Origin of the sequence: Pseudoalteromonas rubra (genome assembly GCF_000967655.1) — a bacterium.
Taxonomy (GTDB): Bacteria; Pseudomonadota; Gammaproteobacteria; order Enterobacterales; family Alteromonadaceae; genus Pseudoalteromonas; species Pseudoalteromonas rubra_A.
Window position 1 is genome coordinate 103205 of sequence record NZ_JXYA01000018.1, and the last position, 17112, is coordinate 120316.

The 17112-nt window shown below is 49.8% G+C and carries 13 protein-coding genes; 9 read left to right on the forward strand and 4 right to left on the reverse strand.

All coding sequences use genetic code 11. The features are described 5' to 3' along the window. Window positions 1-17: 17 nt before the first annotated feature. Window positions 18-2153 carry a winged helix-turn-helix domain-containing protein gene (locus TW77_RS09280; RefSeq protein WP_046004694.1) on the reverse strand — a complete coding sequence of 712 codons (2136 nt, stop codon included), beginning with the start codon at window positions 2151-2153 and terminating at the stop codon, window positions 18-20. Window positions 2154-2455: 302 nt separating this feature from the next. On the opposite strand from TW77_RS09280, the gene TW77_RS09285 reads away from it, so the two are divergent. Further along, complete coding sequence (locus tag TW77_RS09285) at window positions 2456-5956, forward strand: PKD domain-containing protein (RefSeq protein WP_046004695.1); 3501 nt, start codon at window positions 2456-2458, stop codon at window positions 5954-5956. A 49-nt stretch (window positions 5957-6005) separates the two neighbouring features. Here TW77_RS09285 and TW77_RS09290 read toward each other — a convergent pair whose 3' ends face one another. Beyond that, window positions 6006-7385 carry a pyridoxal phosphate-dependent decarboxylase family protein gene (locus TW77_RS09290; protein ID WP_052713126.1) on the reverse strand — a complete coding sequence of 460 codons (1380 nt, stop codon included), beginning with the start codon at window positions 7383-7385 and terminating at the stop codon, window positions 6006-6008. 87 nt (window positions 7386-7472) lie between these two features. Here TW77_RS09290 and TW77_RS09295 point away from each other — a divergent pair, with 87 nt between their 5' ends. Together TW77_RS09295 and TW77_RS09300 are read left to right on the forward strand one after the other, a co-directional pair. Further along, entirely contained in the window at window positions 7473-8903 is a 1431-nt protein-coding gene (locus tag TW77_RS09295) for a PLP-dependent aminotransferase family protein (protein WP_046004696.1), read from the forward strand. A 34-nt stretch (window positions 8904-8937) separates the two neighbouring features. Beyond that, a complete protein-coding gene (locus TW77_RS09300; RefSeq protein ID WP_046004697.1) occupies window positions 8938-9585 on the forward strand; it encodes a hypothetical protein in 648 nt (215 codons plus the stop codon). A 3-nt stretch (window positions 9586-9588) separates the two neighbouring features. Here the strand turns inward: TW77_RS09300 and TW77_RS09305 are convergent, their stop codons facing one another. After that, window positions 9589-10209 carry a LysE family translocator gene (locus TW77_RS09305; protein WP_046004717.1) on the reverse strand — a complete coding sequence of 207 codons (621 nt, stop codon included), beginning with the start codon at window positions 10207-10209 and terminating at the stop codon, window positions 9589-9591. A gap of 153 nt (window positions 10210-10362) precedes the next feature. Between TW77_RS09305 and TW77_RS09310 the strand changes: the two genes are divergently transcribed. The 6 genes from TW77_RS09310 to TW77_RS09335 all read left to right on the forward strand — a co-directional run bounded on the left by TW77_RS09310 (window position 10363) and on the right by TW77_RS09335 (window position 16609). Continuing rightward, window positions 10363-10680, forward strand: a complete 318-nt coding sequence (locus TW77_RS09310; protein ID WP_046004698.1) for an antibiotic biosynthesis monooxygenase family protein — start codon at window positions 10363-10365, stop codon at window positions 10678-10680. A 56-nt stretch (window positions 10681-10736) separates the two neighbouring features. Then, window positions 10737-11447, forward strand: coding sequence for a helix-turn-helix transcriptional regulator (locus TW77_RS09315; protein ID WP_046004699.1), 711 nt, complete (start codon window positions 10737-10739; stop codon window positions 11445-11447). A 259-nt stretch (window positions 11448-11706) separates the two neighbouring features. Then, window positions 11707-14142 (forward strand): TonB-dependent receptor, encoded by a 2436-nt coding sequence (locus TW77_RS09320; protein WP_046004700.1) that lies wholly within the window; start codon window positions 11707-11709, stop codon window positions 14140-14142. 170 nt (window positions 14143-14312) lie between these two features. Beyond that, complete coding sequence (locus TW77_RS24220) at window positions 14313-14939, forward strand: hypothetical protein (RefSeq protein WP_052713127.1); 627 nt, start codon at window positions 14313-14315, stop codon at window positions 14937-14939. A 134-nt stretch (window positions 14940-15073) separates the two neighbouring features. Continuing rightward, the gene (locus TW77_RS09330; RefSeq protein WP_046004701.1) at window positions 15074-15811 is read left to right on the forward strand and encodes a substrate-binding periplasmic protein; all 738 of its coding nucleotides are present in this window, start codon (window positions 15074-15076) and stop codon (window positions 15809-15811) included. Window positions 15812-15829: 18 nt separating this feature from the next. Further along, the gene (locus tag TW77_RS09335; RefSeq protein WP_046004702.1) at window positions 15830-16609 is read left to right on the forward strand and encodes a substrate-binding periplasmic protein; all 780 of its coding nucleotides are present in this window, start codon (window positions 15830-15832) and stop codon (window positions 16607-16609) included. On the opposite strand, the gene TW77_RS09340 is transcribed toward TW77_RS09335, so the two are convergent. Then, on the reverse strand, window positions 16606-17112 hold the full coding sequence (locus tag TW77_RS09340) for a GAF domain-containing protein (RefSeq protein WP_052713128.1): 507 nt from the start codon (window positions 17110-17112) through the stop codon (window positions 16606-16608). The two genes, TW77_RS09335 and TW77_RS09340, sit on opposite strands and share 4 nt — an antisense overlap.

A 17112-nucleotide genomic window follows, 5' to 3' on the forward strand; every position in this document is an offset into this window, starting at 1 on the left:
AAGGCACGCGCTACCAGTTACCTCGCAACGGTGCTGTACACGTCGCTGCGAAACGCTGCTTTACGACCATAGATCACCTGTCCGTCACGGACATCAAACCCCATATATGCCCCTATGTCCTGACGCGACAGCGGCTGTAACCCCTCATCACTCAGGCTGTAGCGCACCAGCTCATGCCACTCTTTGGTCATCAGATAGACCTTGCCATTTTCCAGCTCCAGGCTTGAAAACGCCTCCAGCTGTCCGATTTTTTCACCTGCAGAGCGCTCTATGCCATTTAAAATACTGGCAAAAGGAAAACGATAGAGCATATGCTCTTTGTCGGTCAGATAAACGTACTGTGGCGTTGTCGAGTCTGTTAGTGCAATCATCCACCCCTGTGGCAACTGCGCCACCAGCTGCATCTGACGATTGTAGATTTGCACCCGTTTTTGCTCATTCTGTTTCACTGAGAGCGCAAATAAACTGTTACTCAGCCAACTTTGCTGATAGATATAACCATCAAAGTACAGGGTGTTGTCTTGCTGCGCTTCATTGGTTGAGATCAGCCACATGGCGTGATTATCGTGGTTGATCAGCAACAGTTCATCGTCGGGTGACAATGTCATATCTCTGAGGCGCACATGTTCAGGGAGCGCTGAAAGCGGCCTGGCCTGGTCCTGCGGGCGCTGATAATACACCTGAGAGCTGCCAGAGCGATCAGAAATAAAATACACGCCCGGATCTGTGTGCGCTAAGCGTGGTGAACGGTCCAGCCCATTGCTGTTGTCCAGCACAAATCCGGTTTCCAGCCACTGCAGTTCAATGTTTTTGTCATAGGTGGTAAAAATATAATCCACGCCATTGCCATGACGGGCAATATTACAGCAGATTTTGTCGCTAAGACTGCTCAGTAAGGTCGGCTCGCTCTCAGTAAATGTCTGATGATACATTTGAGTACGCGGGCTGGAAGAGGAGAAAACAACCCCCTGATGGTCGTGGTCCCAGATAGCGCCATGCATTAATCCGGTCCGCGACAGCTGCAAAACTTGTTGTGCCGACTCGCTCTCGTAGCTGAGCACCCGACTGTTACCATCATTGGTGTGTGCCGTCAGCAACAATTGGGCCGTATCGGGATGAGCGTCAAGATACGCCAATCGCCAGCTTGGTTCCAAATTGGTCGGTAATTTTTTGATTTGGGAGGTAAAACTGAGCGCATACAACTCATTTTTATGCTCAAATCGGCGTTCATGGGCCAGCGCATAAATGATATCTGAATCGGCCACATAAATGCTGTCGTGATAAATCAGGTCGCAGTTATATAATGCCTCGGAGGGCGGCGACAGTTGTTGGCCAGCGATGTCTAATCTGGCTTTAAACCAGCCACATTGCTCCTTGTAGTAGCCTTTAAAAACCAGGTACTCGCCCTGGCTACCCAATAATTGTTGCAGGTGGTAATCGGGCGCCTCAATCGGCTTTGGTAACGCGCTACCGACACTTGCATAATCAGCCACCCACAAGCGACGACCCTGCGTTGCGGTCACGTTCAAAAATGCAACATGGGCTTGCTCTGCCAGCACAACAGGAAACAATTTGCCGCCGCTGACACGGCTCAGCGCCCGGCTTTCGCCATACTGTGCCTTGGGCGTATTAACATGTTGCCAGATAAAGCTACCCAAAAGCCCAACAAACAGGATAACACCCAAGCGTAAATACCATCCTGGCAAGCGCTTTTGCGCTGTGGGTTGCCTGGCTGACGGCGTATTGTCATCAACCCCAATACTGATGGGCGCAATAAAGCGGTAGCCCTGTTTGGGCACGGTTTGTATATATTGCGGCGACTTAGGATCATCGCAAAATGCCTTTCTCAGATTCGCCACCAGCTTATTAATGGCATTATCCGTTACTATGGAGCCCTGCCAGATGGCATCTTGTAATTCATCCCGACCGATAATGCGATTGGGGTTATCAACCAGGAATGTCAGCAATGACAGCAGCCGAGGATCCAATGTGATGCTGCGCTCATCCTTAATAAGTTCATTGGTTTGATGGTAGAGGCGATATTCGCCAATTTGAATAAAATCCATGGACTTCTCGTCTATCCCCTGCGGCTTCACCTTACCTGATGTGAAGCCGGCAAATTCGCGCTCGTTATTGTTATTGTGGTATTGCATCTGCGTGCTCACGCCTGCAAAAGGCGCAATGACGAAGCAAGGTATGCCCTAGTCTATGATCATCTCAAGGCTTTGCAACCCACCAATTGAAGAACATTGCAAAAATTGACAACAGCTGAGCAAAAAACGCGCAATAGTTAAGGCCGTTAAGCGCGAACTAAGCCAATGTGCTACAGCACACGTGTTGCTGAATTTAAGCTGAATTAGCATTCCCTTTTCTGACTTATAAACTATGCTTACCCTGCTCATTTTACAACCAAAGGAAGGGCGAGTTTATTTCGCTAAATCGAACAGGTGTGTTTATGAAAAATCTAAAATTATTGCTGGCGGCTTCTTGCCTGACAGCCATACTGGTTGGATGTGGAGGCTCCTCAGACAGTGGATCCTCTCCCAGCCCCAATCCGAACCCGAATCCAGATCCAGGCACAAATAACCAGGCTCCCACAGTCAGCATTACTGGCGACAGTGAAGCGCTGGAGGGCACCGCGGTATCACTCAAGGCCAGCGCAACTGACAGCGATGGCCAGGTTGTCAGCTACAGCTGGAGTGTCAGCACAGGACCATCGGTCACCCTCAGCAACAGCACGACCAGTGATGTAAGCTTTACAACACCGGATGTCACTGAAGATACAGCCATGATACTGGCCGTTACTGTAACCGATGACGATGGTGCAACGGCCACCGCAACGAAAAACTTCACCGTAAAACGCTTAGTCAGATCCGTCACGCTAACCGGCATAGTCACCGACGCACCCGTGGCGAATGCATCACTGATGGTGTACGTAGGCGATGAAACCTTCCCGGCGACGGCCGGCAATGACGGCACCTACACCGTTCAATTGGATATCGATGATTCGGCGGTAAATCAGCTGATCCGCATCAAAGCGAATGGCGGTACAAACCAGCAAAATGTTGAGTTTTACTCCCAACTGGAAAGCTTTGCTTCTGTCGCCACTCAGGCCGGAGACGACGGCATAGTCAATAGCAGCGAAAACTTTGGCGTAAACATTACCAATGTAACCACCGCTGAATATGCGCTCGTTACGCGGGCCGTCGGTGGGGTGCCACAAACCACCAGCGAGCTGAACAATGCCCTGGTAGGGGTTGATGCCGATGAGAAACTCACTTTGTCTGCGCTGATAAAGCTGGTTGTCGATGGCAGCGGCGACACTAAGTTTTCTTTGCCCGCAGACGTCAACAGTACCTTTGAACTGGTTTCGAGCCAAAGCGCCGTGGATGAACTGACCAATACCATCAACGACTCTGACCCCACTTTAATTGATAAAACCAAAGAAGAAATCAAGCAGGATGACAAGCTGGTTGATAACGGCGAAGGCTCTATCGTTGGTGACTACCTGATTGGCTCAACGCGCTATTTTCGGGGCCACTTTACACAAATGACACTCAACGAAGGTGGTACAGGTACATTCACCGACCACACCAGCGGTGCCATTACCTGGACACAGGCTACTAACGGCGCGGTCAGCGTTACCTTTAGCGACGGTATTTTCTCACCACGCTACCGCTGTAAAGACCAACAAGATGAAACTATTTATTGCTACTCAAGATACAAAACGGCTTCTTTTAATATTTATGATGATAATAGCTTCGCTAAAGCAATCAGCCTGACTGGTACTCATGATGAGATCAAAGCAGATGATGACACCATACTGAATGCAGATGTCTCGGCAACAGAAGACCTTACTATGGTGGTACGCAACAATACCATCACACCGACTGCCGCACAAATGCCTGGAACCTGGCATTTTGATCAAATGTATTATCTGATGGGCGGTAAAGCCGGTGAAGAGTATTACGTCCCTCAAGCTGGTAAAATGGTGTTCAATCAAGGTGGCACTGGCAAATCTACCCTGCCGGACGGCACCGAACGTGATTTCAGCTGGCAAGTCAGTGGCAATAATCTGGTTGTGATGTTGGCCAAAACCGACACGATGGAGGCCAGAACAATCACGTACTGGCTATTAAAGACACTGCACAATGGCTTCCAATTTTGGGCCATTACCGATGATATTGTTGCCACCGAACCCGACAGAATGGCATCAATAACACACCGTCACCGCAGTGGGATCATGATGCCAGAACAAGAGATCACTCTGAATAGCACTATGATACAGGGCCGGTTGACAAATTATTTAGGCGCAAACTTACGCAATAACAGGTACTTTTTTGACAACTACATAAATGGCACCAGCTATGTAACCCTAAATGAGCAAACCAACGTTTGGGCACTTGATGGACGTCGGCTTTCGATTAACAGCTATTACAACTCCATGACATACAAAAATGTTTATCAGTGTCCCGAAGGGGCAGACTCACAAATGTGCAGGCTTGCTGTCAGTAATACCTTTGATGTCATCGCCATAGATGGAGACTACTGGTACGTACGACAACACGGTAGCAATATCTACAGCGATGACCCGCAAAGTTCGTACCTGCTTAAGTTAGCAAAGTCTGATGCCGTATTAACAGCGTTTGACTATGGCTGGCTGCGACTGCGTTTATTCTATTTTTTAAATATAAATTCATCAGTAGAAACAAAACACTACGATCACGAAACAGATAGTATGGGTATGACCAAGCGGGTTATCCGCGACACTAACTTCAGCGAAATTGGCACATTCTCTGTTAAATCCGGCAAGCTGCATTCTGATGAATCTGGCTCAGTGACAGTAAGTGATTTCAAAGGCTTTGATCGCGACTATATCAAGGTTTGTAACTACCCGCTGGATACTAACTGTGACCAAGGTATGGAAGAAACTTACTATCTTAACGAGCAAGCAGCCAATAAAGCAGCAATGGTAACCCCCCCTGTGCCAGCCTACACGACTACACCACTCAACGGTGCCTGGTACGACCCGACTCGGCCAGATTTTTTGGTGGTGATCCGCGATGGTAAGTGGGTTCATATGGAGCTTAAAAGCGATTCCGATCCCGATGGCAAGGCCGGGCTTGAGGTCGGCTATGCCGATTGGAATGAGCAAACCGGCGAGTTTATGGTTGACCTGTTTTTTGACTCCAATGGCGTATATGGCTTTGATGAATCACTGAAACATACCCTGATGGTAGAGGGGGATACATTGACGCTGGATATTGAGGGCGAGCCAAGCTTTACATTGAGCAGGCTGGTAGATACAAACAACCCCTTGGTCGGAGCATATGTTGAGTATCCGCTGGATAGCGAACGGATCTGGATCAGTGCATTCCTGCCTGGCAACAAGTTCTTTGAAGCAGACTATGAAAGTGCAGACTCTGCTATGGCTGGGATCAATTATGGCAGCTTTAACTATGACGCCAGTACAGGCAGAACTGAGTTAACCTTTGAGCTGAACCAACTTGCTGACAGCGACACCATTTTTGCTATGTTCCTGAATGGGGATGTGATCCAATGGAAAGACGGCGACGACTTAGGCACAGTGCAGCGCGTTAAACCAAGCTCAAGTCAACCTATGTTCGATAGCCATACCCTGATGTACGAGCGCTTTGCACTCATTAATGGCAACGAGACCATGTATGTAGATTTCCATATTGGTAATGGCCAGGCGGAAGTGGTCACAGAGGGTAAAACACGAGCCTACACTTGGGAGCTTAATCAGGGGCAATTGACCTTAATGGCAGACACCCCAGCTGCCGGACTCAGCGCCGAAGGGTTTGTTATTTCACCGAGCTCAAAGCTTGACGATGGCTGGAAAGTGTCGGTATTGAAAATGATGGAGCCGCTGATTGTGATAGAAAACGACCCCACCAGCTCATATATGCGCTTTGACGCCGATATGCGCCGCTAGGTAAACCTTGATTGCGGTCCCTTCATATCCCAGGGACCGCGCTTTTTAGCTAACTTGCCAGTCTGGCGAGTGCCGCAATCGCCAGTTCAACATCCTCCATTTCGGTGCGCCAGTTACTAAATGCACAGCGGATCACCGCCTTGCCCTGCCATATGCCTGGCGTCATAAATACCTGACCGCTTTCATTTAACTGGGCCAACACCGCTTGTGTATCCAGTTTATTATTACCGCTCGCACAGAACACCACAACGTTCAGCTCACACGCTTTGTTTAATTCGTAACCATCGGATAAGTTTATCCAGTTTGCCAGGGCATTAGCCTGATCGACATTACGCTGGATCTGTGCCCTTATCCCTTGCTTGCCATAGGCGAGCAAGGTCGCCCAGACGGGCAAAGCACGAAAACGCCGTGAGTTTTCAATGCCCAAAGACATAAAGGGCCGCTCGGCATCGCTGTTAGCTAAATAAGGGGCATCCACATTACAGGTGGCAAATAGCGTGCTTGGATGGCGGGTCAGAAAAATGCCGCAATCATAGGGCACATTGAGCCATTTGTGACAATCAAGCGTGATGCTGTCTGCCAGCTCTATACCCTGGGTTTTACCTTGTGGACCCGCCAGCAGCCGTTCAAAAATACCAAATGCGCCGTCGACATGTAACCAGGCCTGATGCTGGCGGCACAGTTGTGCCACCCGGACCAGGTCGTCGTAATCTGTGCCGGTCACCGTTGCCGCGCTGGCGATAACGATTTTTCCCGGGCCTCGACAGTCCGCCAGTTTGCGTGCCAGCTCGGTGGTATCCATGGCTTCACTGTTGGGTTCACAGGCGACCTGCACCCAGCTTTCCTGACCCAAACCAGCCAGCCCAAGCGCCTTGACCATACTCGCATGTGGGGTGGCGGCAAACACGGTATACTCCAACTCCTTGCAACCCACTTTTGCAACATCAATCCCTTGTTTACGCCCAATTTCCTGCCTGGCCGTCATTGCGCCTAATACGTTAGCGGCTGTCGCACCTGTGGTCATCACACCTTCAAATACCGCGGGTAGTTCAAATAGTTCAGTGATCCACTTAATCGCCTGGCGCTCTACCTGACTGGCAACGGAGTCGCCGCCTTTAGACACGTTCTGGTTGTACAAGGTCACGAGCCAGTCGGCATAGGTGGCAACCGGATTGGCCCCGCCAGTGACAAAGCCCCAGTAGCGCCCCCCATTACTGGCCGACAGTTGTGGGGCGATTTCTGTACTAAAAACTTGCCTGAAGATTTCAAACCCGCCCGGTTGTTCGGTCAGTTCCCGTGGCTGTAAACTAGACGCCGAATTGCTTACTCGGCGGGTATCGATTGACTCTCTGAAAGCCTGACATTCTTGTTCGAGCGCTGCGAGCAAGTGTTCATAAGTCGGCAACTGCCGGGGTGTGAATGACTGCATAATGACTCCTTTTGACTTTACGTCCCTTACTTTAGCGTGGTAGTAATTAGATAACAGATACAAAAAATGGAAATTTTTAGATAACAGATGACTAAGCAAGCAAAATATAAAGTACTGGCCGGGCAGTTCATCGGTGCCATCGAAGCGGGCGAGTACCAAAATGGCCAGTCCCTGCCTTCTTTGCGTCAACTTAGTGCGCTCAATCAGGTCAGTATGACCACGGCAATGGCCTGCTATCGCCACCTTGAATCGCTGGGATTTATTACCGCAGATCCGAAACGAGGCTTCTTTGTCAGCCTTGAATACAACCCGGCAGGTGACATCAAGCATGCCCAATTTACGGCAAAAGTCAGTCCTTTACCTGCAACCCCTCCTTCAAGACTCAGATCCGGCTTGGCAACGGCACAGCTAGATCCTGCCCTGATAGACACTCAAACATTACGCGCTTCACTGGCACGCACCATGAGGAGCAACCAGTTGCTGTTCAACTATGGTGATCCCTTGGGTGAAATTTCGCTGCGACAAGCACTTTCCAATCATATGAAAACACAGGGCTTTACCTTAAACGCACAGGACTTGATTATTACTCAGGGCTGTCTGGATGCGGTAAAAACAGCGCTGGAATTGACCACCAAAGAGGGAGACGTCGTTGCTGTTCCCTCGCCATGCTACAGCGGATTGCTTGATATACTCAGTGTTATGGGCAGGTACGTTATGGAGATCCCCAGCAACCTCGATGGCATCGACCTGGTACAGCTCGAACGCGCAATGGCGGGCCAGCAAATTGCAGCCTGCTTGCTCAGCGCCAATTTTCAAAACCCGACAGGGCACTGTCTGAGCATACAACAAAAACAGGCACTGGCAGACATGGCCCGGCGCTATCAAACCCCGGTTATTGAAGACGATGTCTATCGGGAGCTGAGCCATGACAGCATGCCTCCTTTACCTGTTAAACATTTTGACAAGGATGGTTGGATCCTCTGGTGCAGCAGTATTTCCAAAACACTGGCGCCCGGATTCAGGCTGGGCTGGTGTGCACCGGGACGGTTTTATGACCGCTACAGCGACCTTGTCCGTGTGCGCTCTTTAGGATGTAACCGGCCACTGCAGCTGGCACTGGCTGACTATATTGGCCGGGGGCATTACACCCGATATCTTAAAAAACTGAACCGCACGCTTGCGTTGCAGTGCAATCAATACATACAAACACTAACCTCACTGCTGGGTGCCAGTATCCAGCTCAATCGCCCAAAAGGTGGGCTGGTGCTGTGGCTAGAGCTGCCGGATGTCGATACCAGGCAATTACAAGCACAGCTAAAAAACGAACATATTTACATTCTGTGCGGAGATGCCTTTTCTACCACTGATCTCTATCAGAGCTATGTTCGCCTTAACTTTGGCCAGTGTCTGAGTGCAGAAGTCGAGTCGCAGCTTATTCGCTTTGCCCAGGTCATAGAGCACCCCTTGTGTCAAAAACCAGGCGAAAAATACGCTAAAACTGGTACAAAACCTGCTTAAATTTCATACTACGAATTATGCGGTGATTACTATCATGGACTTGACACAGGATGAGCTGGACTATATTCACCAGGTGGTTGAAACGTCTCAGCTAGATTTATTCCAGGCACACACTAATTTGTGCAATGAGCTGAAGGCGTTTACCAGTGATCTGCTTGAAGAGCTGGCTCAGCACGAGGCCAGCTATGCACAAAGTGAGCGCCTGCTCGATACCCATTTGCGCGCCGCCAATATCGTTGACTTCCCGGTTCAACCTTTGCTGGAATCGAACAATCACAATCAGTGGCATCCGGATCACCAGACGCTGTTGTCCATTATTGACGACTTGCCGCATATCGTAGAAGGACATGGTATGCCGCGCAGCTGGCGGTTTACCCCTTATCCGTCTGTCCGCCTGTTGCTGAACTTTCCCCGGGCATCATTTCATGTCGATTCTTTGTCACTCACCGGAGCCTGTATCAACACTTTCCCGCTCTACGCGGGTGCATACCAGGATGTGTTTACGCTAAGAGGGGCCAGTCTGATGTTACCCAATGGACATTGCATCCATGTCGACATTGCTTCGGTGGCCAGTCGGGGCGAACACAGACTGGCGCTGAAATTTGACCATTACACCGTCGCCAGTCCGACCCTGAAGGTCTATGTGGTCAGCAATTATGTTCGCCTGCACGGCTGGCAATAATGTTTAGATAGTTTGATAAACAACCCGGGCGGCCAGTAACAAAAATGCGCAGCCAAGTAGTTTGTCTATCACAGCCTGTTTTGCCGTTAAATCGAACCGCTCCCGGGCTGAAGCGGTTACAACAGACACAAAGAAATACCACAACGCATCTATCACTAATACTGTCATACACATGATCACCGCCGTCTTAAGCGTCAGTGCCTCGGGGTCAATAAACTGCGAGAACAGTGCCAGGAAAAAAATGGCCAGCTTTGGGTTGAGAAAAGCAATGGCAAAGCCATCTTTTGCCGCAGCAAAATAGCTTTTAGCATCGTGCTCTTTGGCCACTTCAATACCGCTGCTTTTACTGCTGAGGATTTTGTAACCCATATAGGCAAGATACGCCGCGCCTGCGTACACCAGCCCCTGATAAACCAAAGGAAACTGCTCAATCAAACTGGCCAGGCCCAGCAGAGACAAGCTGGCGTAAATACCCACGCCCAGACCATGAGATAAACTCGCAACAATCCCATGCTGAGCACTGTGATACAGGCTGTAACGTAACACAACCGCCAAACTGGGTCCGGGGGACATGGCCCCAACACAACATATAAACGCCAGACTTAACCAGGCCGTAAATTCCATCACACTTCCCCACACATTAAAAAGCGCATAGTCTAACCGAGCATCAAGAGCCGGCCAACGTTTAAATGGAATACCACCCCACTGCACCCTACTGACACTCCCTGACACCACCACGTGTTTTACTGTCACCAACTTAAACAAGGAGACAAAAACATGAGCACTAACTATGTGGAAATCGCCACTTTCAAACTGGCTAACGGCGTCACTGAAGCTGACTTTTTAGAACAAAATGAACACTTTATGGCATATATCAAAGCGCAGCCAGGATTGCTGTACCGTTCGGTTTCAAAGCACGCAGACAGTGGTGTATACACCGACCTTGTGTACTGGAATACGCTGGATGATGCCAAACGTGTGCAAGCGGCTTTTGAGCATGAGCCAGTCTGTCAGCAGTTCGCTGCGCTGATCGACAAAGATAGCCTGTCACTGGCCCTGACTGAGGTAGTTGCACAAACGCCTTGCAGTGAGTAACCTGACCGGGCGTATGAATGCCGGGATCCTGTACCGGCGTTTTTTTGGAGACAGTCGTGCACAAATCTGAGCGTTTATTTCAGCTGGTTAATCTGCTTAAAGGGCGGCGTCTGGCCATTACGGCTAAACAGCTTGCCGAGCGGCTGAATGTGTCTGAGCGAACCATCTACCGAGATATTCAGCATCTGCAAAGTTCAGGAGTTCCTATCGAGGGCGAAGCCGGTATTGGATACCTGATAGCGCAATGCGATCTGCCACCTATGATGTTTACCGTGGCGGAGCTGCAATCTTTATTACTGGGTACACGCATGGCCAGCGCCTGGACCGATCCGGTATTATCGGAGCATGCCAGCAGCGCCATGGCAAAAATTGAGGCAGCGCTGCCCGAGCACCTAAAACAACAACTGGACGACTTTCCTTATGTGGCCGCCAGCTTTGGTCACACCGAAGATCATCAAAGATTCAGCAGCACATTACGTGAAGCCGTGGTACAAAAACGCCAGGTCCGATTGCATTACAAAGATGCCAAAGAGGCCTATAGTGAGCGTGACATAGAGCCGCTGGGACTGGTGTACTGGGGCGGCAAATGGACCATTATAGGCCATTGCCTTTTACGCAATGACTATCGTGAATTCCGTCTGGACAGAGTCTGTGATATTTCTTTGCTGGCACACCCTTTTGAGCTCACTAAAGAAAAAAACCTGCAACACTATATCGCCCTAGTAAAGGCAAAATATGCCGACGAGGCAGAAAAGACAAGCCCTTAGCCAGCTTCCGAGGACGTGCTCTGAGCAGGTTGCAGGTGAGTGTAAACAATCATCGGATCTGTGTACTTTTTTTACTCGATTGTTTTTATTTAATAAATTATCAATAATTCATTCTCAGCAGGTAAACCAGATCAAATAATTCGCCACACAAGCAACATTTATTAAACGCAAATGAGAGTTGTTATCATTTAAAATCACTGTTAGTATGCGCTCCCTCTGCAGTCCCGAAGCCGGGTTCCTTAGTTGTATGGAGTGTAAAATGCAATTCTCTCGCTCGAAGAATTCACCGAATATGTTGGCTAATGCCGTTAAAATCGCCCTGCTGGGCGCCGCTGTGAGCAGCCCTGCGGCTTTTGCTCAGAACCCTGACGAAAACATCGAACGGATCAGTATTTACAATAAACACAATAAGTTGATCCTGGAATCAGGCACAGCCACTAAATCCAACATGGCTTTAATGCAAACGCCAGCAGCCATTGTCGTGGTTGATAAAGAATTACTCAAAGCACAAAACGCCACAACGCTTCAGGAGGCCCTGCGTAACGTCAGTGGTCTGGGACAAGCTGGTAACAACTATGGCATTGGCGACACGCTTACTGTGCGTGGCCTGGGCGTCAACTACACCTATGATGGCATGTATGGCGGTGCTGACTTAGGCAACAACTTTAACCCTACCCGCTCGATGACCAATGTTGAGAGCATTGAGGTATTAAAAGGCCCGGCAACCGGTTTATACGGTATTGGCGCCGCAGGTGGTGTAGTCAACCTGGTTGAGAAAAAACCTCAGCAACAGGAAGCTTTTGAGATCAGTGCCAAAGCAGGCAGTTGGAACAGTTATGGTATTGGCTTTGATGCCACAGGTGGTCTGAACGATCAGTGGGCCTACCGCCTGGTAACCAACCATGAGCGCAGCGACGGTTATCGCGACCTGCAATCAGACCGAGACGAAGTGTATGCCAGCCTGAGCTTTGATGTAAACGCCAGCCACAAGCTACTGCTTTCAGCCGCTTATATCGACGATGCGCTGCAAATCGATTCTATTGGCGATCCGGTGCGGATCATGAACTGGGACAGCACCAGTGGTACGCCTGGTAACCTGAGTGGCGCTGATCTGCCAAACGATGCCAAAATGGATGACGATGGCAAAAACTATCTGGGTGTACAACTGACAGCGCAGCAACGTGAGCAGCTGGCAGCCTCAATCCAGTCTACCGATGGCCTGAAGCCTTACGACCTGGGCGATGGCAACCTGATCTCGCCTTTGTCTAAACCAAACGAAGGTGAAGAGCTGCGCATTAAACTACGTCACGACTGGCACATCAACAACGACTCGACCCTGACACAGCAAGTATTGTGGCGCAGCTATGACTCTGAGTTTGCACGCCAAACCGGTGCATATAACTATGTGTACTGGGAGCGTCGTGGCGTGATTAATGCGGACCCTCGTGCACCGCTGCTTATTGATGGCGAACTGCATCCCTTTGCCGCCCGTCGTCAGGAATACCGCCGTCAGGTTGCTGAAGAACAAACCTGGCAATACTTTGCCGATCTGCAACTGGGCTGGAGCCTGGGTGGCGTGATGGGTGAACACCTTATCAGCGTAAACTATGAAAACCGGGAAATGGCGCTCAAGAGCTGGTCAGCTTACGATGCCGACAGTGCCAAAGGCGACAACGCAATCCCGTATATTCTGGATATTCGCAACCCGAACTGGGCTACCGGCGATATTATGGATTATGACCCGTCACTGCGCAGCAACTATGATAAGTCGCTGGATGCCTATGGGATCAGCTTCCAGGAAGTCTTGTATCTGACAGATCAGTTAACCGTGCGTGCCGGTCTCGCCTACTCTGCCATTGAGCAAGCTTATCAGCACAAAGGCAGCGACCGTGCGCCAGGAGCCAGCAAAGAACTGGACTCAGATGACTCAGGTATGACCTATAATTTTGGTATTAACTATCAGGTTCACCCTCAGCTATCTGCGTTTGTTAATGTCGCCAAAGGCCGCACGGCTTACAGTATTTTAGGTGCGCTTTCCGATGAAACGGCTTCACCAAACCGCCCGGATTCTGAATCAGAGTCACTGGACCTGGGGATCCGCTTTACAGCGCTGGACGAAGACTTACTGGGTTCAATCGTTTGGTTTGAGACCAGCCGTACTAACCTGCGTTATGCCAACCCGCTGTACAACGATGACCCTAAAGATCCTGAGTACAACGTGAGTGTTACGCAATACTTCTACGACGATGAAGATGAATCAAAGGGCGTTGAAGTCGACCTGAACCTGGCACTGGCCGAGTCGGTTGATTTAAACCTGAACGCCACCTGGCAGGACGCGATTGAGATCCGTGCCCAGGAGCGCTCAGAGCAGAAGAAAGGTGTTCCAGAAAAAATGGCCAGCGCCTGGGTTAATTACCAGCTGCCAGCCACGGTTATGGAAAACCTGACCCTTAGCCTGGGTGTGAACTATGTGGATGAGCGTACCGTTAACTCGGCATCATTCGGCCTGCCAACAGCGACCATTGACAGCTACACACGCTGGGATGCTGCGGCGCGCTATCAGGGTGACAAGTACCAAATCCAGCTCAATATTGAGAACCTGACGGATGAGCGTTATTACAGCAAAGCGCTGTTCCTTGGCGGCCTGCCAGGCAACGAGCGCAACGTTAAGCTGTCGGTAACCTATCAGTTCTAAAGCAAAGGGTCCGTAATCCGATAACCGGTTACCAACGGATTAACAAAACACAAAAGCGAAGTGGGCCTGCCCACTTCGCTTTTTTATTACCAGGTTTATAAATCTATCTGTAAATAAATTTAGGTACACTCTTTGCTTAGGTATTGCCAACTGTGCAAAGGAATTACCAAATGAAAATTAACACAACTCCCCCTCAAAGCGCCTTTTCTGCCAATCAATATGCTGCACACAATGCGGCACAACTGGATAAACAGACGCACTTTACACAGCAACTGAGCGATGCCATGGATGCAGCCGGGCGATCACGACCAGACAACGAAGTTGCGGTTTCTGTTGGGGTGGATTATCAAAGCATTTCTGAGCAGGCCAAAAACTACTATCAGGTAGCCAGAGACAACGCTTACAAGCGCGTCGATTTAAGCCAGCCAGAAAAGCAGCAGCAGATCCAGTTCTATCAGGAAACCATGAGCGAAATCATGGAGATGCCAATCGAGGTTAAAGTAGAGCCTCACGAAGTCAATGAAGCCTTACTGTTCAATAACCTCGGCATTGACTTTCTGGCCTATAAAGAGCTCAAAGTCCGAATTGAAATGCTCGACCTGACAGAGCAAGAGATAACTGACGATAAAGCGCTTGAGGCCCATGAAAAAGACAAGCTGAAAGACAAAATTGATGAACTCAAAGCCAAACTGGAAGCGGCTATCGATGAGCTGCTTGGCGACAGCCAGGATAAGCCACCAGAAACCGACCCAAGTGGCACACCCATCGACGTGTTTTCGCTCTATCAAACTCCTTAGATAAGCAGCTGCACTGATTGATGCGATACCTGAGCATCAGGCAGTGCAATCACGCTCAGCGTACTATACTGAAATTATGTCGATTTACAGCTCTGTGCCGACCCCTGTTTGGCCTGATTGTGAGGTAGGTTGCAATGCATCAGTTAGTACGTTTGGCTGCCCTGTATCCACTGATAAGCTTTGGGGCAACCTATGATACGCCCAATCTCGACTGGGTGACCGAAGATTATCCGCCATTTAACTATCACATAAATGGTGAGATAGAAGGCTTATCTATTCGCATTTTGGAGCGCATTTACCAGGACCTGGGCTGGACGCTGGACAGAAGAAATATCATGCTGGTGCCCTGGCCCAGAGCCTATCGTATGGCCATGACCTCGCCTAAGACCTGTATATTTTCCATTACCTATACTCAGGAGCGGGCGCAGTTATTTCAATTTATTGGCCCTTCGCTTGATAACCAGGTGGCCATCATGGGCCATAAAGAAAACGACTACGAAGTTTCAGACCTCAGGGACCTGAAAAACTACAAAATTGGCGTGGTTAAAAACGACATCGGCCACCAGCTGTTGCGCCAGTCCAATGTGCCACAAGACAACCTTGTTTTTCTGGCCTCCGGGTTTGAGCTGGTACAAATGCTCAAACTAAAACGCATTGACTTAATCGCCTATGGCGATATTATTGCGCGTTTTCAGTTCAAACGGGCTGGCATAGACCCGGCGCACTACCGCGTCGTTTTGCCCCTGTCTCGCTCCTATCTGGGCTTTGCCTGTAATAAGCAGGTTGAAACACAGTGGGTGCGCAGTATGAACCAGGCACTGCGGCGTTTACGTCGCAATGAGCCGTCGCTGTTTTCGCCCCAATCATATTAACGCTTTTCAGAGGAGCCAATGACGCGTTTTTATTTGCTTTTCATCTTAGCATGCTGTGCAACGCTGGCAGAGTTATCACTAAGCGCACAGGCGCAGGCATCACAACCTGAGCAAAGGGCAACCTCAGAGCCCATCACCGTCTGTTTTGAGCGCTGGCGTCCGTTTAGCTATACCGATAGCGGTGGGATTGCTCGTGGCCAGGAAGTGGACCTGATCAGAGCTGCCGCTCGCTCAATGGGTCGCACCGTAGAGTTCAGCGAACTCCCCTTTAAACGCTGCGTTGCTAACGTTAAATATGGCGATACTGATTTCTCACTTCATGTAGATAAAACGGACGGACTGGCCATTTTCTCAGACTCTGCGACATCCTGGCAGCTTAGCCTGGCGGTATCAGCTGCCCGGTTTCAGAGCATGGCAGAGTTCAAACACCAGGATACACCCAGGATCATGTTAGCGACGGAATACCCTTACCCCAAAGCGGTATATCGAAAACTCGAAGCGCTGAATGCCAGATTAGTCAGGCGCTCTTATTATGAAGAAAACGACGAGCATGCAAAAACTTTCTTTAATATCCTCACCACAGCGCGTGTCGATGCCATACTGGTAGATAGGTTATGGGCAGGGCACATTGTCAATCAGTTCAGGCTCCCGGTGGTGATATTGGCGCAAGACTTTCACAGCGAGCCGCAGTATATTGGCTACCGTCACAGTAACAGTGCACTTGCCCGGCAACTCGAAGCGGCTTTGGCTGCCTTGCCAGCCGATTTGGTGACTGAGATTAAAGCGCGTCAGTACTAGCTGAATGTCTGCTGGCGGGCCAGTTTAACCAAGCGCTCCACTACATCCGCAGCGACCTGAGTTAATATTGACGCATCGTGGTCGTTAAACTCTCTGGGCTCAAAGTCAATCAGGCACAAAGTGCCTATCTGGCTGCCATTAGGGTGCCGTAGAGGGCAACCCGCGTAAAAGCGGATACTCAGCTCCCCTGTCACCAAAGGGTTATCAAAAAAGCGCTCATCCTTTAGGGCATTATCCACAACAAAGACCTCGTCCTGGCAAATGGCATGACCACAAAACGAAATGTCCCGGTGTGTTTGCTCTGCGTCCAGCCCCACTTTAGATTTAAACCACTGCCTGTCGCTGTCGACCAGACTGATAAGCGCAATGGGTACATTAAATACATGAGCGGCAAATTCCGTGAGCCTGTCCAACTCAGCATCGGGCAGGGTATCAAGCGCCTTTAAGTCATGCAGCGTTTGTAATCGCAGTGCTTCGTTATCCGGAAGTGGTGGATTTTTCAT

Excerpts from the sequence above, each read along its gene's own strand:
- TW77_RS09305 (WP_046004717.1), bottom strand. The coding sequence starts at position 10,209 with ATGGAATTTACGGCCTGGTTAAGTCTGGCGTTTATATGTTGTGTTGGG.
- TW77_RS09320 (WP_046004700.1), top strand. The coding sequence starts at position 11,707 with ATGCAATTCTCTCGCTCGAAGAATTCACCGAATATGTTGGCTAATGCC.
- TW77_RS09300 (WP_046004697.1), top strand. The coding sequence starts at position 8,938 with ATGGACTTGACACAGGATGAGCTGGACTATATTCACCAGGTGGTTGAA.
- TW77_RS09310 (WP_046004698.1), top strand. The coding sequence starts at position 10,363 with ATGAGCACTAACTATGTGGAAATCGCCACTTTCAAACTGGCTAACGGC.
- TW77_RS09285 (WP_046004695.1), top strand. The coding sequence starts at position 2,456 with ATGAAAAATCTAAAATTATTGCTGGCGGCTTCTTGCCTGACAGCCATA.
- TW77_RS09295 (WP_046004696.1), top strand. The coding sequence starts at position 7,473 with ATGACTAAGCAAGCAAAATATAAAGTACTGGCCGGGCAGTTCATCGGT.
- TW77_RS09330 (WP_046004701.1), top strand. The coding sequence starts at position 15,074 with ATGCATCAGTTAGTACGTTTGGCTGCCCTGTATCCACTGATAAGCTTT.
- TW77_RS09335 (WP_046004702.1), top strand. The coding sequence starts at position 15,830 with ATGACGCGTTTTTATTTGCTTTTCATCTTAGCATGCTGTGCAACGCTG.
- TW77_RS09290 (WP_052713126.1), bottom strand. The coding sequence starts at position 7,385 with ATGCAGTCATTCACACCCCGGCAGTTGCCGACTTATGAACACTTGCTC.
- TW77_RS09280 (WP_046004694.1), bottom strand. The coding sequence starts at position 2,153 with ATGCAATACCACAATAACAATAACGAGCGCGAATTTGCCGGCTTCACA.
- TW77_RS09340 (WP_052713128.1), bottom strand. The coding sequence starts at position 17,112 with ATGAAAAATCCACCACTTCCGGATAACGAAGCACTGCGATTACAAACG.
- TW77_RS24220 (WP_052713127.1), top strand. The coding sequence starts at position 14,313 with ATGAAAATTAACACAACTCCCCCTCAAAGCGCCTTTTCTGCCAATCAA.